Raw genomic sequence first — 21,127 nt, 5'->3', positions numbered from 1 at the left:
GTAAAGTGATAATAATATCTACAATTGATGTGCCGATGATCGAATTTATAACGATCAGGCTATAAATATTAAATGAGAGAAGGCCAGTAGTCGTAGGACACGACTCCGCTATAAGTGATAGCGTACACTGGAGAAGGAGCACAATGTTACCAGCATTAACCCATCAGCACAGTATCAAGCAACTGGTGCTTTCATTCCTTGACGATTTATCCGCGGCCGGTTTTCGAGGCGAGATAGAGAAAACCTATGCGAGTCGACTCGCTGTTGCAACAGATAATAGCGTTTATCAAGTTATTCCTCAGGCGGTTATCTTACCTAAAGATATCGATGATCTGGTGTTAATTGGTCAAATTGGTCAACAGAAAAACTATCAAAAAATCACCTTTTCTCCTCGTGGGGGCGGTACGGGAACCAATGGCCAATCATTAACGCCTGGTGTGGTTGTCGATATTTCACGCCATATGAATAAGGTACTGGAAGTTAATCCTGAACAAGGTTGGGTTCGAGTACAAACAGGTGTCGTAAAAGATCAACTTAACGATGCGTTACGTCCTCACGGTTATTTTTTCTCTCCTGATTTATCGACCAGTAACCGCGCTACCGTAGGCGGTATGATTAACACTGATGCCTCGGGTCAAGGGTCGTTAAAATACGGAAAAACGTCTGATCATGTATTGTCGTTAACGGCAGTCCTTGTTGATGGTTCAGTATTAAAAACCGAAGCGTTAGATGAAACGCAAATAGAGTCGATATCAGGTGATGACCTTGCTGCAAAAGTGGTTAAAACCTCTGCGCAAATATGTCGTGAAAAACGCCAACAAATTATCGATAAGTTTCCCCCTCTTAACCGCTTTTTAACGGGTTATGATTTAAAAAATGTTTATGACGATGAACTAACACAATTTGATATTGGTCGATTGTTGTGTGGGGCGGAAGGTTCGCTTGCGTTTATTGCAGAAGCGAAACTGAATATTACGCCGATCCCGAAATCACGAACGCTTGTAAATATTAAATACGATAGTTTTGATTCAGCGCTACGCAATGCGCCAATGATGGTTGAAGCTAAAGCGCTATCGGTAGAAACCATCGATTCCAAAGTATTGAATCTCGCAAAACAAGACATTGTTTGGAACACTGTTAGTGATTTATTAACCGATGTCCCTGGCAAAGAAATGCTTGGGATTAATATGGTTGAGTATGCAAGCAACGATATTGCCGAGAACCAACAACAAGTAAAAGCACTATGTGAACGACTTGATGCCATGATAACGGCGAATGAAGCAGGCATTATTGGCTATCAAGTTTGTGAAGAGTTGGCGAGCATCCAAAAAATTTACACCATGCGTAAAAAAGCCGTGGGTTTATTGGGGGCGGCAAAAGGGAGTCAAAAACCTATCGCATTTGCTGAAGATACCTGTGTACCTCCTGAAAACTTAGCTGATTTTATTGCTGAATTCCGTCAGTTGCTTGACGATAAACAATTAAATTATGGCATGTTTGGTCACGTTGATGCGGGGGTTTTACACGTTCGTCCGGCACTTGATATGTGCGATCCAGAGCAAGAGCGCTTGATGAAAGAAGTCTCTGATCAAGTTGTTGAGCTGGTGGCAAAATATGGCGGATTGATGTGGGGCGAGCACGGTAAAGGCTTCCGCTCTGAATATGGTCCGGCTTTCTTTGGTGATGAGCTATTCACAGAATTACGTCGAATAAAATCAGCGTTTGATCCCCACAATCGCTTAAACCCAGGAAAAATTTGTACGCCATTAGAGAGTGATGATCAATTAGTGAAGGTTGATGATCGAAAGCGAGGTTTTTTTGATCGTCAGATCCCTATAACAACGCGAGATAGCTTTAAACAAGCGATGGAATGTAATGGTAATGGCTTGTGTTTTAACTATGACACCAGCTCACCTATGTGCCCATCGATGAAGATCACCGCAGATCGTCGCCATTCTCCAAAAGGGCGAGCAGGACTGGTTCGTGAATGGCTACGTCAATTAGCAGAGCAGGGCGTTAATGCAGACGAGTTAGAACATAAGTTATTGACCACGACACCGACGATTAAACAGATCATCGATCGTCTCAAAAATACCTATGGCGAACGTCGTAAGCAATATGATTACTCTCATGAAGTGATGGAAGCGATGAATGGCTGTTTGGCATGTAAAGCTTGTGCAAGCCAATGTCCAATCAAAGTGGATGTTCCAAGCTTCCGCTCTCGCTTTATGAATATCTATTACAGTCGCTATCAACGACCAGCGAAAGATTATTTAGTCGCGTATGTTGAAAACTATTTACCGTTAATGGCTAAAGCGCCAGGGGTGATGAATGCCTTAACACGTCCGGAGTGGTCGAAAAAACTCACTGAAAAAGCGATTGGGTATGTTGATATGCCGTTATTGTCCTTGCCGACATTAACCGAGAAACTCGATGGACACCATGCGCTGCGTTTTGATCTGCAATGGTTACAAGCGCTGTCAGAGCAAGAGCGTCAGAATTATGTGCTGATTGTTCAAGATCCGTTTACCAGCTTCTATGATGCTGAAGTGGTAAAAGATTTCATTATTTTGGCTGAAAAACTGGGTAAAAAGCCAATTTTGGTGCCATTTAAACCAAATGGTAAAGCGCAGCATGTAAAAGGTTTCTTGCGTCAGTTTGCGAAAACCGCTCGTAACACGGCTGATTTCTTGAATCAATTAGCCGTGCTCAATATTCCAATGGTGGGTGTCGATCCAGCGCTTGTACTTTGTTACCGCGATGAATACGCTGAAGTATTAAAAGAAACCCGTGGTAACTTTGAAGTGTTAACCGCACATGAGTGGTTATTACCCTTATTGCCAGAGTTAAAGCAATATAAAGCGACAGAAGAACAACCTTGGTATTTATTTGCTCATTGTACTGAAAAAACCAAGATGCCTAATGCTGAAAAGCAATGGGAGACGATATTTAGTCACTTTGGTATAGCGCTTCAATCTGTTGCGGTGGGTTGTTGTGGTATGGCTGGTACATTTGGTCATGAAAAAGATAAGTTAGAGACCTCTAAAGGGGTGTATAACCTAAGCTGGAAACCCAATATCGATAAATTAGATCCTTCACGTTGTCTGGCTACGGGATACTCTTGTCGAAGCCAAGTGAAGCGCTTTGAGCACATTAAATTTCAGCACCCTGTACAAGTGTTATTAAAAACGGTGCAAGAAGCTTAATTATTGATAAAGCGAAGACACTAAAAAAGCGAGCTGATGCTCGCTTTTTTAGTGTCTGATGTAATAATGATATTAGTCGTTATTTGGTGCTAACCAACGGTATACCCAACCAGCTAGAACCGCACCGATAAGAGGCGCAACCCAAAACATCCAAAGTTGAGATGTTGCCCAGTCGCCAACGAACAAAGCAGGACCTGTACTACGTGCAGGATTAACCGATGTGTTTGTTACAGGAATACTGACTAGGTGAATAAGTGTTAGCGCAAGACCAATAACTAAACCTGACATTTGTGGTGATGCTAGCTTGTGGGTCGCACCTAAAATCACAAACAGGAACATAAATGTCATCACTACTTCAGTAACGAAAGAAGATAATAATGAGTAGTGACCAGGTGAATGCTCGCCATAACCGTTTGATGCGAAACCGCCAGCGAGATTGAAACCAGCGTGGCCACTTGCGATAACGTAAAGGACAGCAGCACCAGCGATAGCACCAAGTACTTGAGAAATAATATAAGGGATAACTTCACCTGCAGGGAAGCGATTACCCGCCCATAGGCCAACAGTTACTGCTGGGTTTAAATGGCAGCCAGAAATATGACCTATCGCGTATGCCATAGTTACAACAGTCAAACCGAATGCTAATGCTACACCGAGAAAACCGATGCCTAAGTCAGGATAAGCAGCAGCCAAAACCGCACTACCACAACCACCAAGCACTAACCAGAATGTACCGATAAACTCGGCAACCAACTTTCTCATCATATTTCTGTTCCAGATATTATAAAAACGACGCACATAATGGATTAAAAACACCGTTCTATCTAGCTGTGTCCATTTAATTTAAAGATAAATTATCATTATTTATCTGAATTCACAGAAGTGAATGACTAACTATAAGTGTAATTAAGTGTAGTGATTGATTTGTGATTAAACATTACAAATCAATGAGTTAATTGCGAGTTATAGCATTGATTACTATGCGGTATTTTCTTAAGTGGCTGTGTTTTATTCTGATTAAATAAGTTACGACTATCAGCAATTAATTCACAATGGGTCTCTGTCCAGTGTCGTCATTTAATTACACCATCATGAGTTTCAGTTAAAAGGGGGGAATTTTCGCCTCAGTCACCGCAATTGGCATACATAATACCGTCACAATATTGAAGATCTGGCTGGTGGATATGGCCGCATATAATTCTATCAACCGGATTGTTTATTGCGTGACTAATCGCAGCTTGACGAAAACGAGCAATAGCTTGGTGCGCTTTATCGATCCTTTGCTTTAAATATGTAGCTAAGGACCAATAAGGTTTATTTAATTGACAGCGACTATGGTGTAGCCAGCGATTGAGAAAAAGCATGAAGTCATAGCCTTTATCTCCTAAATAATTATGAAAGCGATGAATGGTGATCAAATCATCAAATTCATCACCGTGTAACACCAGTCTTTTGTTTCCAGTCGCAGTGGTATGGGTGTATTGGCGTTCGAGTTGTATATGACCAAAATCGTAGTGAAGAAAGTCACGGATTTTTTCATCGTGATTGGCTGGAATGTAGATGATCTTACAATCGTGGTGTGCTTTATCGAGTAATAGGTTTAGTAATGCATGGCCAATAAGAGCGATTTTTTTGAGGCCATAAATCAATAATATCACCCACTAAAATAATGGTTTCAGCTTGGTTATGTTTAAAAAGTTGAGGAGGTAATCAATTTTACAATCACGGTTACCTAAATGGAGATCAGATAGCCATAAGGTGCGATAGCTATTGATATTCATGATTCCTCAACACTCTGTTTAGGATGAATTTTAACGCTATCGCGGTTTTATGACTTTTAAGTGGCTATTTAATTAATTTCTAATCACTTTCATCAAACAAGTAAGCTTCTATTTGCTCTGAAAGCCATTTAATGACAGGTGTTCGGCGCGATTCGGTTTCTACAACCTCACCATAAGCTTGCCAGTTCATTGCTCGGTTATACTTGATGACTTTAAGTGTGCCGTCGCGCAAGTAATGATTAATTAGAATCGCAGGTAAATAAGACCAACCGGTTTGATCTAGCACCGCATCACGAAGGTGTTCGTAAAATGATAATGCAATGTATTTACCAGCCTTCGGCGTAACAATTTTCAGGTTTTCTTCGTCGATGTATGCTACGGCAATTTCAGTGAAACGCTCAAGATCGGCTGCTGTCACTTTACGTAATTGACTAAGCGGATGATCTTTATGGGCAACGGACATCATGCGAATTTGACCTAAATCGATCTGATTGACGCGTGACAGCTGATGGGTATCTGGTAATAATCCATAGGCGACATCAACAAGATTTTGGGTCACCATTTCTTCTAGTTCTTGTGGCGGAGCACTATAAATAGAGACACTGGTTTGGGGAAATTGTTTACGAATATCACGCAGTAGTTTACGCCACACAGCTTCTGGTAATGAATCATCACGTGCGATACGAATGCTGGATTCAACACCGGCTAAATGCTGATCACAGCGGGTTTCAATATCACGGGCAATGAGTAGCATTCTTTCGAAATCATTAGCAATTGCATCACCGATACTGGTGGGAATTATTTGGTTTCCTGTTCGATTTAAAAGCGCAATACCGAGTTCATCTTCCAGCGCACTTAAAGCGGCACTGACTGTAGTGCGGCTTTTTCCTAATTTTCGTGCGGCTTCTGCAATAGACCCTGTCTTAATTGCATACAAATACATCTCAATCTGATTGGTTCTCATGCAGAATTTTGCCCGTTAAATATACAAACCTATATGCTCATATTAGCGACGAATAACTTGTCGCTCAGAGATTATATTATTAATCTAAGTCACAGTATTATGTACCTAGGATAATTCAACAACAAAAAACGACGAATAATTTGTCGATTGAGGTATATATGTCTAGCAAGATACAACAAGAGCGTGGATTGCTATTGTTGTCAACAATATCATCATTTTCATTTGCAGTAATAGGGATTGTTTTAGGGTCTATTGTTGGCTCGTTAGTAATTGTGTTTGATGGTGCCTATTCACTCGTCAGCTTAGCGTTAACCATGTTATCACTGGGTGCTGCGCATTATATTCATAAGCCTGAAGTGGATAAGACAACCCCTCAATTTGCGATGATTGAGCCTGCTGTTATTGCGATTAAAGGTTCTGTTATTGCCATTATGTGTTTATGGTCTTTTTATTCAGCTGTTGAAGCAATTTTAGCGGGTGGTCGTGATATTAATGCGGGCGTTGCACTTGCATTTGGTATGGTAAGTGTTACTGGCTGTTATGCGACTTACCGTTATATTAAGTTGAAGAGCGAGAATATTGAATCAGCGTTAGCCGATGCTGAAGCAAAACAGTGGATTATGGACACGGTGATCAGTGTTGCTGTACTTGCTGGTTTCTTTATCGCTAAATTATTAATGATGACGCAGTATGCTGGATATGCAGTGTATGCCGATCCAACAATGGTTGTATTAGCGTCGATTTATTTCATTATTGTTCCTGTAAAAATGGTATGGCTTTCAGTACACGAACTACTAGAAATTCATGGTCAGCCAATGGCACATGTAATGAGTAAATAAAGAGAGTAAACGAGATAAGGCCAGCTTTATTGTTTGATAGAGCTGGCCTTATTTATTATGCTATACAACGACTAACGTCCCAGTAAAAGGGTATCTTCAATTTCGCGGTAATGTGTAGCGGTATTGATAAGTGATGTTGCTGTTAAGCCCGGTACGCCATACACTTCAACCTTGGTATTATATTTGGTCTGTACTTTATCAACTAACAAATCAAAGTCACCATCGCCTGAAAGTAAAATAATACGATCAGCATCTTGTGCATGTTCGATAACATCTAGTGTAATACCCACATCCCAATCTCCCTTAGCAGAGCCATCACTGCGTTGGATAAATGGTTTTAGTTTTACTTCAAAGCCAATCGCTCGCAGAATATTTTGAAATTGTCTTTGCTTTTCATCTCCTTTATGGATGGCATAAGCGTAAGCTGCGATGATTTCTCTGTCTTGTGAAACTTCCGCCCAAAAAGCATTGTAGTCGAAGTTAGCACGATACTTTTCTTTGACGGTGTAGTAGATGTTTTGTACATCAACAAATATTGCCACTTTTTCCACGAGAATTCCAAATTGGTTGAATTTAAAAGCTATGTTGAAGAAATGACGAGGATAATTCAACTGTTATTGAACAATGTGTTGTTATTGTTGGTTTTTTATTCAAAGAAACATAACGAGTCGTTACAAGCAACAAATCGCGATGGAATATGGAGTAAAATTGGAAAACTATGGTCTTAATAAAAAGGCAATCACTCGCAGAGATAATTTTAAGAGATAAAGTGATGAACAAGATATTGATCGGCACACTGTTATTAAGTTCAAGCTCAGTATTGGCACAGAGTTGCCCTGTAGATGTGCCACATCCAATTCACATTGATAAGGGGAATATTTCTGTTTATGAGCAAGGTAAGCCTAAGTTACTGATTGATAAAAATAATGAAGTTTATATTAATGGTGAAAAAATTGATTTAACGGCAATGCAGCAAAAAGCAGTCGAGGCCTATAGCCACAATGTTCAGACTTACCTACCGCAGATGGCACAACTAGCACAAGAAGGCGTTGGGATGGCAACGGATGTATTGGGTGAAGTAGCCAATAGTTTTGATTCACAAGATGCTTTTAAAAACGTTGAAACGTTAATTGCTCAGTTTGGTCAGCAGGCTAATGAGAAATTTTATAATCAGCAGGGTGAGTTTGTTATGCCTGCTGATGTGTTTTCTAATATGGATACTAATTGGAAAACCGAGTTTGAATCGGCAATGAAACAAGTCAGTGTTCAATCAATAGCGAGTTTATTTGCGGCGCTTTCTGATGAAATGAAAAACGGTGATGTAGATTTTACGCAGCTTCAATCAAAATTTTCCGAATTAAAAGCACGCTTAGGCGAACAAATGGCCCAACGTAGTCAGCAAATGAAAGTAAAAGCAGATAGTTTATGTGGTTCTATTGAAGGTCTGGCTGAGCAAGAAAAACAACTTCAACAGGTGATACCGCAATTGAAAGGCATTCCAATGTTTGAGATTTAATTCTTTTTATTATTTACTTAAATAGCGCAGTTCTGCGCTATTTTTGTTTGTATGTTTTTTGTCCTAAAGATGAACTATGTGTTAAGCTAAAAAGAGAAAATAAGTAATAATATCGTGTATTTAAAGGAAGATTTTTACATCATTAAATAACGCACTTTGACCAATAGGGGATAAATATGTTGAAGATTGCTGTGATAATTGGTCTGTTACTGTTTGCTTATTGGGTTATGCGCTATATGTCGCCTACGAACCAAAGAAAGGTTGTTGTTGGTCTTTTTTCCATATTAGGTAGCGCTGCAATTATCTTTATGGGGTTCGAGCTGTTCCGCTAGAGCAGCATGACGCTTATTTATTTAAATATGAAAACACTAAGCGTCATGATAGATCCAATAATTACAAAATATCAGTTAGAGCAATACCCACACCAATACGTTGCTGCTTGTGGTTATAATCAATCAGATTTTCGCCGTAGCCTGTTGAGTATTTAGTATAGCCGCGCAGTTTACCCCAGAGCGGGAAAGTTAAACCAACTTCACCATAGCCTTTATGAGAGGCAAAGTTTTCACGTCCAACAAAGCTGAATTCATAGTCATCCCACTTGTAAACCACACCGACTTGGTAATGCCCCATGTAATGTTCGATATCAGGGTTGTCATCACCAGATGGAGAGGTGGGTTCTTTTTTCTTATCTTCAGGAATACGCCACCATGGTCTAAATGAGAAGGCAAAATTTCCCTTTTCAAAGATGAAGTCGGTATATACACGGTTCCAACTACGAGATAACCCTTGAGTTCGACCATTTGATTGATGTTCGATACCTATTGTTGCCCATGTATTACCACCAAGAGGTTTCCATGGTGTAGGCGCTAAGTAAAACATTTCAGGGCGATAGTTGGTTTCTCTAAATGGGCGTGAAATGTCACTAGCATATACCTGCCAGTAAGAATTTAATGTGAAAGCAAGAAATACGCCATCGCCATCAATGAGTAAATCATCGTAGTTTAATGGTGTTTTAAAACTTATCTGGAATTCAGCTTCAGCATTCTTTAAGTGATTATCCCATTCTGTACCGTTATAAGCATCACGATTAATACTGTCAGTGAGGGTAACAGGAAGGAAGTAGTTCATACGGTGAGGTGTAATAACAAACGGATCAAACGTAGTCTCACGTTCACGTTGTAAACGCTGTGAGATCATAGGCTCGTTACTGATTTTTTTAGCCTCAGCTATTAATTTTTCACAACGACTACGGATTTGGCTAAGTTTTAAATCACCGCTTTGATTTTTTACAGCATCCAATAAGCATGCCTCATAGTCGTCATTAGGTGCCGCTGTCACAACACAAGGGGCTGTAAACATCGCTAATAAACAGAAATTATATACTGGTTTCACAAGTAATTGACGTCCCTAATTATAAGTGCAGGCAAGTTACATAACAGTTAAGCAAGCTGATTTTAACAGTTTGTTTTGTATCAATTACTATCTATTATACATACCAAATGTCAATATTTGGTTAAATAAAACGCCACATAGAAGTGGCGTTTTTTGTAACGGGCTATGTTAATGAATATTAAGCGCCAGCTCGACTGCGTGTCGGTTTATTTGGTCGACCTGCCTTTCCGTTGCGATTTTTATTACCTGCAGGTTTGCCATTACGGACACCTGCATTGTTGCCGTTATTTGGGCGCTTATTGCCGTTTGTCTCACTTCGGTTACCTGTCCCTTCAGGTTTACCATTAGCCGTAGGTCTTCCATTGGCTGAAGGTTTACCTTTTACTGTTGGCTTTCCGTTACGGGGTGTTGGGCTGCGCTTTCCATCTTTACGGATATCTGGTTGATTTGGATGCTTAGTCGCAAATCGCTTAGAACCATGGCGACCTGAGCCACGACGCTCTGCTGGGGTTAGCTCAGCTTCAGTTCCTGGTGGTGGAACTAAACAGCTTGAACGATTACCGATTAAGTGCTTTTTGCCCATCGAAATGAGTGCATCACGTATCAATGCCCAGTTAGCTGGATCATGATAACGTAATAGTGCTTTGTGTAAGCGACGTTGACGTTCACCTTTAGCAACAGATAAATCTTCGCGGCCTTTATATTTTACTTTTTTCAGTGGGTTTGTTTCAGAGTGATACATCGCCGTTGCATTACACATTGGTGACGGATAGAAGTTCTGAACCTGATCACACTGGTAATCATTTTGCTTTAACCATAATGCAAGGTTAAGCATGTCTTCATCTGTGGAGCCCGGGTGTGCTGAAATAAAGTAAGGGATCAGGTATTGCTTCTTACCTGCTTCCTGACTGTATTGTTCAAACATTTCTTTAAAGCGATCAAAGGTACCCATGCCTGGCTTCATCATCAGATCAAGGGTGCCTTTTTCGGTATGCTCTGGGGCAATTTTTAAGTAGCCACCAACATGGTGAGTCACAAGTTCTCGAACATACTCTGGTGATTCAACCGCTAAGTCATAACGCACGCCTGACGCAATCATAATCTTCTTAATGCCTTTTAGATTACGTGCTTCACGATACAGATCGATAGTATGTTTATGGTCAGTATTCAGCTTTTCACAGATCTTAGGGAAGATACATGATGGACGACGACAGTTGGCTTCTGCACGTTCATCAGAGCAGCCTAAACGATACATGTTTGCTGTTGGACCACCAAGATCCGAAATAGTACCCGTAAAGCCCGGCACTTTTTCTTGAATATCTTTAATTTCATTCAAAATCGATTCTTTTGAACGGTTTTGGATGATTCGACCTTCGTGCTCAGTGATTGAACAGAAAGAACAACCGCCAAAACAACCACGCATGATATTCACTGAGGTTTTGATCATGTCATAAGCTGGGATCTTTGCTTTGCCGTAGCTTGGGTGCGGAACACGTGCAAACGGTAAGCCGAAAACAAAATCCATCTCTTCAGTTGAGAGTGGGATCGGTGCACGGTTTACCCAAAGCTCTCGATCAGCATGTTTTTGAATTAGAGCACGGCCAGAGTAGGGGTTGGTTTCTAAATGCATCACACGGCTAGCGTGGGCATAGAGAATACGGTCATTAGCTAATTTTTCATATGACGGTAAACGAACAACTGTTGTTTTTGCATCGTGACGTGACGGCTGTACACGTACTACTTTGGCTTCGTTTTTTTGTTCTTGTTTATTAGTGTCACAGTTTTCTTCGGTTGCGTATGGGTTTGGCATTACCATTGCGCGGCCGGGCTTTTCAATACGTGAAGAGTCAATTTCTTTATACTCTTCAGGAACTTCTTTCACCATTACCGCAGTACCAGCGATACGCGTTAATGATTTAATATCTTCGCCATTGCCTAAACGGTGCGCAACTTCAACCAGTGCACGTTCAGCGTTACCAAACAATAAAATGTCGGCTTTTGCATCCATTAATACTGAACGACGGACTTTGTCAGACCAGTAATCATAGTGTGCAAGACGGCGAAGGCTCGCTTCAATACCACCTAATACAATAGGAACGTCTTTAAATGCTTCACGGCAGCGCTGAGAATATACGAGTACTGCGCGATCGGGACGTTTGCCCCCTTCATTGTTCGGGGTGTAAGCATCATCATGACGAAGCTTACGATCGGCGGTATAGCGGTTGATCATCGAATCCATGTTACCGGCGGTAATACCAAAAAAGAGATTTGGTTTACCCAGTTTCATGAACTCATCTTTATTGTCCCATTTAGGTTGGGAAATAATACCAACGCGGAAACCTTGGGCTTCTAATAGGCGACCAATGACCGCCATACCAAAGCTAGGATGGTCAACATAGGCATCACCAGTAACAATAATAATGTCACAGCTATCCCAACCTAACGCATCCATTTCTTTACGAGATGTCGGTAAAAATGGTGCTGTGCCATAGCATTCAGCCCAATACTTAGGATAGCTATCAATAGGTGTTACTTTCGTGTGCATGTTTTGACCTCTATATTTTGAGGCGGGAATTATAACGGTTAGCGGTATCACTGACTAGCCCCTATAAAACCAGAGAATTTTTATGGATAAATCATTCCTGAAACATCATTTTTATAATAGCTAACTATGCTAAAAATATTTCATATAGAGCGTTAAATTAGATGTATTAAATGAACTGTGAATCATAAAACATAAAAATGTTTACAATGGACGAAAAAAGAGAAGTGAGAAAATGGATGAAGACTAATGAGCAGGAGAATAAATCGCTGCCGATATTAACAAGCTTTGAAGATAAGCATGCCTATTGTGAGCAAGTTAAAATGGCTAACTTTACGCAAAGTATGCGGTTAGAAGGCTATGACATTCGTGTGCCTTCACCGATAAAAAATACGCGAGAGCGTAATGCATTGCGCCTGCAACTGATTAGGTATTATCAACAAGAGAACACTGAAAAGGTGTGAATGTGGACGATAAGTACGGTACAGATCAAGATCCTTATACTTACGAAAATTCTTATGTATTGATTAATAAGCTCAATATTAGAGATGAAGCTTTATTTGATGAGGCAGAAACTCAATTTAATATATTGGCGGCGATGGGAATTGAATTTGACTCACCACCTTATGATTTCGCGTATTTTTGTCAGCTACACAAATGGCTTTTTGATGATTTGTTTGAGTGGGCGGGTCAGTGCCGTACGGTTGATATATCAAAAGACGATACACGTTTTTGTCACGTGAGTCGTTTACCGCAAGAAACCACTCGTTTATTCAACCAACTTGAAGCTGAACGTTATCTGGTCGGGTTACCCTTTGAAGAGTTGATTGAGCGATTGGCACAATATTATTGCGATATCAATGTATTACATCCTTTTCGAGAGGGAAATGGGCGGACACAGCGAATACTGTTTGAACACATAGTAATTAATTGTGGCTATAACATTAATTTTAGTGGCGTAACCGCAGAGCAGTGGCTTAATGCGAATATTCAAGGGGTCGTGTGCAATTATAAGCCGATGCAGGATATATTTAGGCGCTGTGTGGTAACGCCTTAATGTATTTGTAACTGTCGGAGTAAAACAGCAAGCTATAAACGCTGAGAGTATAGCGTTATATCGCTTGCCATTTCTAAGTTCGATAATTAAAAGTTTTGTTTTTCAGCGATAGACTGTTGTTCAATTGCCGTAAGTGGTTGCAAACTTCTAACATCTGATGCTGCCGGGCTTTGGTAAACCGCTAGACCGAATTTAGGGATCATTGCAAAGATATGGTCAAAAATATCTGATTGCACATCTTCATAAAAAGCCCATCGCGTATCATTCACAAAAACATAAATTTGGATTGGTAATCCATTGGGGGTCGGCTCTAATTCACGTACAAGAAAAGTCATATCTTGACGTATTTGAGGATGTTGTTTGAGATATACATCAAGATAACCACGAAATATCGCAACATTGGTTAAGCCAGTATTTGGTGGTAGGTTTTGTTTTTTCTTTGTCAGAATTGCAGGTACAAAATTTATTGTTGCTAACTGTGCTTCATCATTGCTGTCGATAAACTTGATGGTATCAATATCGATTAACACAGAGCGCTTAATGCGACGACCACCTGATTCTTGCATTTGGCGCCAGTTAATAAAAGAATCTTGAACCAGCGCATAAGCGGGAACATTGGTTACGGTGTTATCCCAGTTTTTCACTTTTACCGTGGTTAATGAGACTTCTTCAATACTGCCATTAGCACCATATTTATCCATTTGGATCCAGTCACCTACTTTTACCATTTGGTTTGCTGATAACTGGATACCAGCAACAAAGCCTAAGATAGTATCGCGGAAGACTAATAACACTAAACCTGTCGCAACACCTAAACCACTTAAGAAATAAACGGGAGAGCGATTGGCGAGTACTGAAATAGCAATGATAAAACCAATTAAAAAGATGATTAACTTAAATAATTGAACAAAACTTTTTATTGGTAGATCACGGCTCATTAATTTGATATCGGCAATATCATTACTGGCATCTAAAAAAGCATAACTACTTCGAATAAGAGCCAAAATAAGCCATAAACTTAGAAGACGGTCTATTAATCCACTAAGAATAATATGTTTATCAAGTACTAGTGGGATGAGTAAGTTAAGCACAACGGCAGGAATGATCAGTGACAGTTTTTCAAACACCGCATGTTTGACGATTACTGAACCCCATGAGGCCTTTGATCGCCTGAGCATGGTATTGACAATTTTCAGTAATCCCCAGCGAACGATCACATAAGTAAAAAAAGCGACTCCAACACATAACACTAAGAAAAATACTGTTGATATATTGTCATGCGGTTCAATATTGACACCAATTTCGGATAAAATGTGCGCGATATCAACTCTAACTTCTTTGCTCACAGACTCACTCCATTTGATTACATTTAATAATAAACTATTAGCGCATCATACCTGAAAAAAATAGCTAATGACTGTTAGTATATAACTGAATATTCAATGATGTGTGTTGGAGATTGACGTGGCGAAAAAGTTTTATGTTGTATGGCAAGGACGAGAGCCGGGAATATATACCGATTGGGCGAGTTGTAAACAGCAAGTGGACAAGTTCACTGGTGCTAAATACAAGTCATTTCCTAGCCAAGAAGAAGCGCAAGTTGCTTTTGGTGGTAAAGTTCCCACATATAGAGCATCCGCTGCCACAAAAAATACCGCAAAAGCCGTTAAAACGAGTAAAGGCTCTTTGACCGCAGAGCAAGTACTTGCAGTAAAAGCAGAGATTAAAATCTTTACTGATGGCGGTTGTGATCCTAATCCCGGTAAAGCAGGTTCAGGTTTAGCTCTGTATCGAGAAAACCAATTAAATGAATTGTGGTTTGGTTTATATAACCCGCAAGGCACCAATAATACCGCTGAGCTAAATGCGTTATATCAAGCCTTACTCCAAGCTGAAAAGTATATTGCAGGTGGCATAAGTGTCGCGATATTTTGTGATTCACGTTATTCGATTCAGTGTATTACTCAATGGGCGGTATCGTGGAAAAATAATGGTTGGAAAAAAGCAGGGGGGGAGATCAAAAATCTAGATTTGATCCAACCAATGTTTGAGCGCTATCAGACAATTAAAGATATGATCCAAATTTACCATGTGAATGGACACGTCGGCATCGAAGGCAATGAATTAGCTGATAGGATGTCTATTCTCGCAGTAGATGAGCGCGAGGTTGCGTTTTCACTATATCAGCAACCCTTAGATATTAAAGTGATTTTAGCCCTAAGAGCGGGCTAAAATCGGTGATAAATTATTCTTGATAACTGAGTAAAGCGAGCATACGTTCAATGTTCGCTTTTTTATTTCCGTGATTTCCCATCATTTCTTGATTGCCTAACGCAAAGAGCCAATCTTCAATCGCATCGCCATTAATATCGTCACGAAAATTGATCAAATTCGCCCATTGTTCAAGATCGTCATCATCAATCTCTTGCGTTAAGTATTTATTCAGTACTTGAATGAGCAAAGATTTAGTAACAATAAATGGTGTGTCTTGAGCCGATGACTCTGCATTAAGGTAGACAGAAAAGGCATTGTCACGTTCAGGGCCAAAACTCATAATTTGATAAATAGCTTGTTGTTTATCCACTGTAGTTAACTTTAATCGATGGTTGAGTGGTTATTCTGCCGTTTTAGAAGCAATAAAAAAAGCCTGTAGAGCGCTCTACAGGCTTGAGTATTTATCATATTAATTTCGATTAAGCGTACATAGGTACAAGCACGACAGTACCTAAAATGACGGTAATTAAGCCACACACCACAGGTACAACAGTACGTTTAACCACATCGAATGGGCTGATTTTCGCCATACCAGAGGTTGCAACAATAACACCTGATACCGGTGAGATAGTACGACCTAAGTTTGATGCTTGAAGCATAGGGATGATAAGGAATGCAGGGTTTAAACCTAACTTACCCGCAAGTTGAGGTGCAAGTTCAACAAAGGCATAGAAAGGCGCATTACCTGAGCCTGTTGCAATAGCAGCGGCAACCGTTAGTGCTGTTAGTAATAGCATTAGCGCGACGCCACCGGCACCCGCTTTATCAGCCAATGCGAGTAGGTTATCAATGGCACCAACAGACATTAAGCCTTGCGCAAACACACCAGCTGCGACCAATAGCATCACTACGCCTTTGAATGCATCACCCATACCTGCGTAGCAAGATTCTAGATTTTCAAGTGTAACTTTGCCGTTTAAGCGATTAGTCAGAAAATCGACAATTGCACCAATGGTAATAGATAACACAACAATGGTGTAAATATCGATTTTTAGGCCAGGGATAGTTTCACCATTAAATAGGAATACCCCAATGATTGGCATGAAAGGTAAAATTGAGTAATACCCAGGCGCTGTCACTTCCATTTCAGAAATATCAACACGCTCCATTGGTGTGTTGTTTTTCTTATCAAGATATTTGTTCCAGAAGAAAGCAGCGACCGCCATTACAATAATGGCACTGATAGAAACTGGTAATACGGTTTCAACGGCAAACACGTGTAATGGTAAACCTGCTTTTTCCGCAGCAACCACCACATCACCTGACGTTGGCGATAGGATGATCGCAGCAGGGGAGGCACAGACTGCCGCTGCCGCTGGGCGAGAAATACCCATAGCAGTCATCATTGGGAATAGTGTCGCCATTAATAGCACACCAAGACCAGTTGCAGAGCTCACGGCAAGAGACATTAAACAAGCAACAATATAAGCAGCAACTAATAGTACGTAAGGCGATTTAATTAATGACAAAGGTTTTGAAAATTGTTTTACCACGACATTATTAGCACCAATGTGGGTCATGTATGATGCGAAACCGCATAACAACATGATTTGTAGACCTAAGCCGCCACCACGGTACTGCAGCATGTATTTTACATACTCAAGAGAATCGGTGAATAAATTACCTGTTGATGCAACTTTTGCAGGTAAAACAGAATGACCTAATAAGCCTGCAATAATTAATAACGAAACTCCCGCGGTGAGTAATACTCCTGCAGCTTTATATCCTTTAACAATGTAATAGCCAACGGCGATGGTGATCACCAAGCCTATTAATAGCTCCGTCATGAAGACTCCTTATTTCATTTTAAATCTAATTGTAAAAAGTTGTTACTATGTGGTGGTATTTGCTGCTAGTAATGTAACTAAAAATAAAATTATTAACGAGATTTAATCAGATAAGTTATGATCTAAAACAGTATTTACTGTTGATTGTTAATTTTATGATAAATAATATAGTGATTAATTGAATGTTGTTACTATCTAACTGTTAAATAACAATATTCATATTGTTTTCTATTAAGAGATAATAAGATTTAATATCAACTCGATTAATAAGATAAAGCGACTTAACTATTGCAGTGTTGAATGATATTTATAGAATGCAATTATTGTTGGCAGCAGTGCTGCTTTACATAATCAATAAATGCTTGATCAGCTAATGATAAATATCCTGTTTTACGCCATGCCATCACGATATCAAGTAAGATCGGTTGTTCAAAAGGAATTGGGACAAGCTTTGGTTCATACTCTGTCACCATCTCTAGTAATGTAGTGATGGCGAAATCTTGTCTCACGATTTTAAAAATCATCGCCAGTAAGTTAGTTTCAAATGAAATGTTAGGTGTGAAATGGTATTTCTCACAGATGCTATCGATTGTTTCTCGATGAAAATAGCCATGTTTAAACATGACTAGCTCTTGGTTGAAAAAATCAGAAAAAGAAAGGGATTTATATTTTGAGAATTCATGATTCTCTGAAACTACAGCAACCATTTGTGATTTCAATAGCGGCTCTGGATGCAATGAATCAGGCAGTTCATGATTAATGATCACACCAAAATCTAACTCACCATCAATGATCATCTTTCTGATTGATTGAGTGCCAGCCTCTACAATACTCAGTTTTAAATGTGGATATTGACTCTTAAAGCCCATAATGATTTCTGGAAAGAAATATGAGCCTAACATGCTTGGAATACCGACACGCACTTCTCCTTTTTCTAATCCTCGTAATTCAGCCATTGCGGTTTGTGCATCATTAATTTTCTGAATAATCGCTTTGGCGTGAAGAAGTAATACTTTTCCTTCATCGGTTAATTCTACTTTGCGTTCATTACGTGAAAATAAGCACAAGCCCAGTTGTTGCTCTAGTTTTTTGATTGTCATGCTGAGCGCGGGTTGAGCAATGTGTAACTTTTCAGCTGCTCGCGTAAAATTATTTGTTTCTGCTAGTGCGACAAAATAGGTAAGTTGTCGAGAATCCATAGCTATAAACCAAAGTTATTATGATTATATATATTATATATTTTCATTATTGCATGGCAATTGATACCGTAACTGCTCTTTGATAGATAATTCTTCCCACGTTAATGCTTATCTCAATGATATGGGTAATGTATTGAGCATTATTTTCTGGTGAATATATGATTGAACTCCATTCGTCTCATTATAAAAAAGCTTGTTTTGCATTGGCATTAGGTTCTTTTATTGTGTTTTGTAACCTTTATTTATTTCAGCCTATGCTGCCACTTATGGCACAAGAATTTGGTGTGAGTGCGACAGCTATTAATTGGATACTAGCGGCAACGACATTAATGTTAGCCGTGTGCTTGATCCCTTGGGCGATTGCTTCTGAAATTGTCGGACGGCGTGTGATTATGTTAGTGAGTTTGTCATTATTACCCGTCGTTGGAAGCATCATGGCTTTTAGCAATAGTTTAATCACTCTTACCATTTTAAGAGCTGTAATGGGGATTTCTGTTGCTGGCTTTATTGCTGTTGCTGTTGCTTATATGGCTGAAGAATTTACACCTAAAGCACTTATGGTTGCGGTGGGAAGCTATATTAGTGCGAATTCACTAGGGGGGATCGTTGGGCGATTATATGGCGGTATTGTCAGTGAGCACTATAGCTGGCATCTCGCCGTATTAGGATTGGCTGGTTTTAGTTTGGTTGGTGCAATCATTGTGATCAAGTTATTACCTAAACAGCAACACTTTAAGCCTAATCGCCAAGGCTTTCGCGTTCATGGCAAGCATTTGGTACAGCATATAAAGCAACCTATATTATGGATCGCTATGTTGATTGGCGGTATTAACTTTGCGCTATTTGTTAACCTTTATTCGGTATCTGGTTTTAGATTGGTCGCGGCACCGTTTAATTTACCATTGAGCTGGGCTGCTTTAATCTTCCTTTGCTATTTAAGTGGCACATTTACATCAAGATTCAGCGGTAAATGGGCTAACAGATTTAGTCCTGTGAGTGGCATATTATTAGGTGGAGTGATTAGTTTTCTAGGAATGTGGTTAGGTCTAATTGAATCACGTCCAATGATCATCATTAGCTTATTACTGATTAGTTCTGGCGCTTTCTTTACTCATTCACTTGCTTATGCATGGGTCAGTAAACACGCACAAGTTGCTAAAGCTACAGCAACAGCGATGTATTTAGTGCATTACTATGTGGGCGGTAGTGTAGGGGGCTTCTTATTAATTTACTGTTGGCAGCATGGCCGATGGGAAAGTGTCGTTGCTGGTGGAACGGTACTTTATAGTGCAATGTTTATTTTATGTGGATTATTAGCCCGAGAAGCCGGAAAAAGTAAAGCGCAAATAATAGAACAACTTGGATAATGATCTAGTGGATATTGATAGTACGTTATAGACAGGATCTATAACGTACTTTAACTATTTTATTTCAATCAATAATGTGAAATCACTGTGCTCACCACGACGAGCAAAAGCACGATATTGACCAACTCGAATGGTGTATTTACCGCTGTATGGCAGAATATAAGCGCCTTGTTTATTGAGTGCTTCAGAGTATTCACTGAGATCAACGCCTGATTCTAAGTGCTTATTAGATAGGTTAATCCACAACTTCGTACTTTTTGTCAGAAGTTTTGCCGTTAGTGCCTGCCCTTTTTTTGCATAAAAAACATAATCGTTAAAATCGTAACCTTTTATTTTTGCAGGATATTCAGCGCTAGTTGCACCTTTTTGAAAATGTACGTCCTGTGTTTTATTTGCAGCCAAAGCAAGAGATGAAAATAAGCTGATACATAAAATACAAATAGTGAGTGATAAGCGGGAAAAGAATTTCATAGCCTTGTCCAGTAAAGTAAAGTAAAGAGAGATAGACCTTATTTTATTAGTATATCAGGCTATTAGAATGATGATAAATCCATTCATAGTCAGTGATACTGATATTTAAAGTTTTATATATATTTTATACGTGATTTAAGGTATCTTATATAAAACATGGTGTATATGGATGGTGCATTAAAAATGGAAAATAAAATAAAAGATCTAACCGTAAAGCAGCGCTTGCTACTGGCTAAGCAAGGACGATTTATTCACATTTTATCGACAGATCCTGATCGCCGAGTTAGAGCCGCAGCAACAGAATATAATCTTGATATATTGATTGATGATGATGCTGCTTTTGATGCGCTTATGGAGTTAGATTAAAAACGATCATTTTATTTTCTCAATGACTGAATCTAATAATGTTGAACCATGATATATTTTAAAACTGAGAAAATTAACAAAAGGATATTGTTTATTTAAAATCGCTTTATCTGAGTGCATATTTTTTATCATTTCTTTCGCTAAACCATGCAACTGTTCTGAGTTAAAAGAAGCTGGGTTATATTGGTAACTATAGGTTAAGGTTTGATCAGAACAATTAATGACATAAAAGGCATTAATTTCTGAGTTATTGGTTTCTAAGGTATTTCTTCCTGATGGTATGTCAGCACAAGAATAAATAGCGGAAAATACGGGTGAACTGCTAAGTAGCAATAACAGTGGGAGAAGTTGTGATTTTCTCATATA

General features: G+C 39.5%; 21 protein-coding genes. 9 read left to right on the top strand and 12 right to left on the bottom strand.

Going from position 1 to position 21,127, the window contains the following annotated elements:
• The first annotated feature begins 143 nt into the window (after positions 1-143).
• Complete coding sequence (locus C9J45_RS03130) at positions 144-3,206, top strand: FAD-binding and (Fe-S)-binding domain-containing protein (protein ID WP_107292133.1); 3,063 nt, start codon at positions 144-146, stop codon at positions 3,204-3,206.
• A 72-nt stretch (positions 3,207-3,278) separates the two neighbouring features.
• On the opposite strand, the gene aqpZ is transcribed toward C9J45_RS03130, so the two are convergent.
• The 3 genes from aqpZ to C9J45_RS03115 all read right to left on the bottom strand — a co-directional run bounded on the left by aqpZ (position 3,279) and on the right by C9J45_RS03115 (position 5,951).
• On the bottom strand, positions 3,279-3,968 hold the full coding sequence (gene aqpZ / locus C9J45_RS03125) for an aquaporin Z (RefSeq protein WP_199188050.1): 690 nt from the start codon (positions 3,966-3,968) through the stop codon (positions 3,279-3,281).
• A 362-nt stretch (positions 3,969-4,330) separates the two neighbouring features.
• Positions 4,331-4,855: a UDP-2,3-diacylglucosamine diphosphatase gene (locus tag C9J45_RS21710; RefSeq protein WP_233217622.1), complete on the bottom strand. Its 525-nt coding sequence runs from the start codon at positions 4,853-4,855 to the stop codon at positions 4,331-4,333.
• A gap of 211 nt (positions 4,856-5,066) precedes the next feature.
• Positions 5,067-5,951 carry a LysR family transcriptional regulator gene (locus C9J45_RS03115; protein WP_107206280.1) on the bottom strand — a complete coding sequence of 295 codons (885 nt, stop codon included), beginning with the start codon at positions 5,949-5,951 and terminating at the stop codon, positions 5,067-5,069.
• 158 nt (positions 5,952-6,109) lie between these two features.
• Between C9J45_RS03115 and C9J45_RS03110 the strand changes: the two genes are divergently transcribed.
• Complete coding sequence (locus C9J45_RS03110; protein WP_107206281.1) at positions 6,110-6,790, top strand: cation transporter; 681 nt, start codon at positions 6,110-6,112, stop codon at positions 6,788-6,790.
• 71 nt (positions 6,791-6,861) lie between these two features.
• Here the strand turns inward: C9J45_RS03110 and C9J45_RS03105 are convergent, their stop codons facing one another.
• Positions 6,862-7,341: an NYN domain-containing protein gene (locus C9J45_RS03105; protein WP_005368538.1), complete on the bottom strand. Its 480-nt coding sequence runs from the start codon at positions 7,339-7,341 to the stop codon at positions 6,862-6,864.
• Positions 7,342-7,562: 221 nt separating this feature from the next.
• Between C9J45_RS03105 and C9J45_RS03100 the strand changes: the two genes are divergently transcribed.
• Both C9J45_RS03100 and C9J45_RS21620 read left to right on the top strand, forming a co-directional pair.
• Positions 7,563-8,306: a YggN family protein gene (locus C9J45_RS03100; RefSeq protein WP_233217620.1), complete on the top strand. Its 744-nt coding sequence runs from the start codon at positions 7,563-7,565 to the stop codon at positions 8,304-8,306.
• 176 nt (positions 8,307-8,482) lie between these two features.
• The gene (locus tag C9J45_RS21620; protein WP_198038405.1) at positions 8,483-8,638 is read left to right on the top strand and encodes a hypothetical protein; all 156 of its coding nucleotides are present in this window, start codon (positions 8,483-8,485) and stop codon (positions 8,636-8,638) included.
• Positions 8,639-8,699: 61 nt separating this feature from the next.
• Here the strand turns inward: C9J45_RS21620 and C9J45_RS03095 are convergent, their stop codons facing one another.
• Together C9J45_RS03095 and C9J45_RS03090 are read right to left on the bottom strand one after the other, a co-directional pair.
• Positions 8,700-9,665 carry a phospholipase A gene (locus C9J45_RS03095; protein ID WP_107206471.1) on the bottom strand — a complete coding sequence of 322 codons (966 nt, stop codon included), beginning with the start codon at positions 9,663-9,665 and terminating at the stop codon, positions 8,700-8,702.
• Between the two features lie 211 nt (positions 9,666-9,876).
• Positions 9,877-12,243, bottom strand: coding sequence for a YgiQ family radical SAM protein (locus C9J45_RS03090; protein WP_107287112.1), 2,367 nt, complete (start codon positions 12,241-12,243; stop codon positions 9,877-9,879).
• 236 nt (positions 12,244-12,479) lie between these two features.
• On the opposite strand from C9J45_RS03090, the gene C9J45_RS03085 reads away from it, so the two are divergent.
• Together C9J45_RS03085 and C9J45_RS03080 are read left to right on the top strand one after the other, a co-directional pair.
• On the top strand, positions 12,480-12,704 hold the full coding sequence (locus C9J45_RS03085) for a YhfG family protein (protein WP_233217621.1): 225 nt from the start codon (positions 12,480-12,482) through the stop codon (positions 12,702-12,704).
• A gap of 2 nt (positions 12,705-12,706) precedes the next feature.
• The gene (locus tag C9J45_RS03080) at positions 12,707-13,297 is read left to right on the top strand and encodes a putative adenosine monophosphate-protein transferase Fic (protein WP_107292132.1); all 591 of its coding nucleotides are present in this window, start codon (positions 12,707-12,709) and stop codon (positions 13,295-13,297) included.
• Between the two features lie 86 nt (positions 13,298-13,383).
• Here C9J45_RS03080 and C9J45_RS03075 read toward each other — a convergent pair whose 3' ends face one another.
• Complete coding sequence (locus tag C9J45_RS03075; protein WP_107206284.1) at positions 13,384-14,643, bottom strand: mechanosensitive ion channel family protein; 1,260 nt, start codon at positions 14,641-14,643, stop codon at positions 13,384-13,386.
• Between the two features lie 118 nt (positions 14,644-14,761).
• Here C9J45_RS03075 and C9J45_RS03070 point away from each other — a divergent pair, with 118 nt between their 5' ends.
• Positions 14,762-15,529: a ribonuclease H family protein gene (locus C9J45_RS03070; RefSeq protein WP_107245992.1), complete on the top strand. Its 768-nt coding sequence runs from the start codon at positions 14,762-14,764 to the stop codon at positions 15,527-15,529.
• Between the two features lie 13 nt (positions 15,530-15,542).
• Here C9J45_RS03070 and C9J45_RS03065 read toward each other — a convergent pair whose 3' ends face one another.
• The 3 genes from C9J45_RS03065 to C9J45_RS03055 form a co-directional block, all read right to left on the bottom strand.
• Complete coding sequence (locus C9J45_RS03065; RefSeq protein WP_107292131.1) at positions 15,543-15,881, bottom strand: hypothetical protein; 339 nt, start codon at positions 15,879-15,881, stop codon at positions 15,543-15,545.
• A 109-nt stretch (positions 15,882-15,990) separates the two neighbouring features.
• On the bottom strand, positions 15,991-17,358 hold the full coding sequence (gene dcuC / locus C9J45_RS03060; RefSeq protein WP_107206287.1) for an anaerobic C4-dicarboxylate transporter DcuC: 1,368 nt from the start codon (positions 17,356-17,358) through the stop codon (positions 15,991-15,993).
• Between the two features lie 320 nt (positions 17,359-17,678).
• Positions 17,679-18,557, bottom strand: a complete 879-nt coding sequence (locus C9J45_RS03055) for a LysR family transcriptional regulator (RefSeq protein WP_107206288.1) — start codon at positions 18,555-18,557, stop codon at positions 17,679-17,681.
• A 158-nt stretch (positions 18,558-18,715) separates the two neighbouring features.
• Between C9J45_RS03055 and C9J45_RS03050 the strand changes: the two genes are divergently transcribed.
• A complete protein-coding gene (locus C9J45_RS03050; protein ID WP_107206289.1) occupies positions 18,716-19,924 on the top strand; it encodes an MFS transporter in 1,209 nt (402 codons plus the stop codon).
• A gap of 54 nt (positions 19,925-19,978) precedes the next feature.
• Here C9J45_RS03050 and C9J45_RS03045 read toward each other — a convergent pair whose 3' ends face one another.
• Positions 19,979-20,395, bottom strand: coding sequence for a hypothetical protein (locus C9J45_RS03045; protein WP_107206290.1), 417 nt, complete (start codon positions 20,393-20,395; stop codon positions 19,979-19,981).
• A gap of 183 nt (positions 20,396-20,578) precedes the next feature.
• On the opposite strand from C9J45_RS03045, the gene C9J45_RS03040 reads away from it, so the two are divergent.
• Positions 20,579-20,761: a hypothetical protein gene (locus C9J45_RS03040; protein WP_107206473.1), complete on the top strand. Its 183-nt coding sequence runs from the start codon at positions 20,579-20,581 to the stop codon at positions 20,759-20,761.
• 6 nt (positions 20,762-20,767) lie between these two features.
• Here the strand turns inward: C9J45_RS03040 and C9J45_RS03035 are convergent, their stop codons facing one another.
• Entirely contained in the window at positions 20,768-21,124 is a 357-nt protein-coding gene (locus C9J45_RS03035) for a hypothetical protein (protein WP_107206291.1), read from the bottom strand.
• Positions 21,125-21,127: the final 3 nt, after the last annotated feature.

The sequence above is a fragment of the Photobacterium sp. GB-1 genome (assembly GCF_003026165.1).
GTDB lineage: Bacteria > Pseudomonadota > Gammaproteobacteria > Enterobacterales > Vibrionaceae > Photobacterium.
This window is presented reverse-complemented; position numbering and strand designations above follow the sequence as displayed.

Coding starts and splice junctions, on each gene's coding strand:
- C9J45_RS03130 (WP_107292133.1), top strand. CDS start 144: ATGTTACCAGCATTAACCCATCAGCACAGTATCAAGCAACTGGTGCTT.
- aqpZ (WP_199188050.1), bottom strand. CDS start 3,968: ATGAGAAAGTTGGTTGCCGAGTTTATCGGTACATTCTGGTTAGTGCTT.
- C9J45_RS03115 (WP_107206280.1), bottom strand. CDS start 5,951: ATGAGAACCAATCAGATTGAGATGTATTTGTATGCAATTAAGACAGGG.
- C9J45_RS03110 (WP_107206281.1), top strand. CDS start 6,110: ATGTCTAGCAAGATACAACAAGAGCGTGGATTGCTATTGTTGTCAACA.
- C9J45_RS03100 (WP_233217620.1), top strand. CDS start 7,563: ATGAACAAGATATTGATCGGCACACTGTTATTAAGTTCAAGCTCAGTA.
- C9J45_RS21620 (WP_198038405.1), top strand. CDS start 8,483: ATGTTGAAGATTGCTGTGATAATTGGTCTGTTACTGTTTGCTTATTGG.
- C9J45_RS03095 (WP_107206471.1), bottom strand. CDS start 9,665: ATGTTTACAGCCCCTTGTGTTGTGACAGCGGCACCTAATGACGACTAT.
- C9J45_RS03090 (WP_107287112.1), bottom strand. CDS start 12,243: ATGCACACGAAAGTAACACCTATTGATAGCTATCCTAAGTATTGGGCT.
- C9J45_RS03085 (WP_233217621.1), top strand. CDS start 12,480: ATGAAGACTAATGAGCAGGAGAATAAATCGCTGCCGATATTAACAAGC.
- dcuC (WP_107206287.1), bottom strand. CDS start 17,358: ATGACGGAGCTATTAATAGGCTTGGTGATCACCATCGCCGTTGGCTAT.
- C9J45_RS03055 (WP_107206288.1), bottom strand. CDS start 18,557: ATGGATTCTCGACAACTTACCTATTTTGTCGCACTAGCAGAAACAAAT.
- C9J45_RS03050 (WP_107206289.1), top strand. CDS start 18,716: ATGATTGAACTCCATTCGTCTCATTATAAAAAAGCTTGTTTTGCATTG.
- C9J45_RS03045 (WP_107206290.1), bottom strand. CDS start 20,395: ATGAAATTCTTTTCCCGCTTATCACTCACTATTTGTATTTTATGTATC.
- C9J45_RS03040 (WP_107206473.1), top strand. CDS start 20,579: ATGGAAAATAAAATAAAAGATCTAACCGTAAAGCAGCGCTTGCTACTG.
- C9J45_RS03035 (WP_107206291.1), bottom strand. CDS start 21,124: ATGAGAAAATCACAACTTCTCCCACTGTTATTGCTACTTAGCAGTTCA.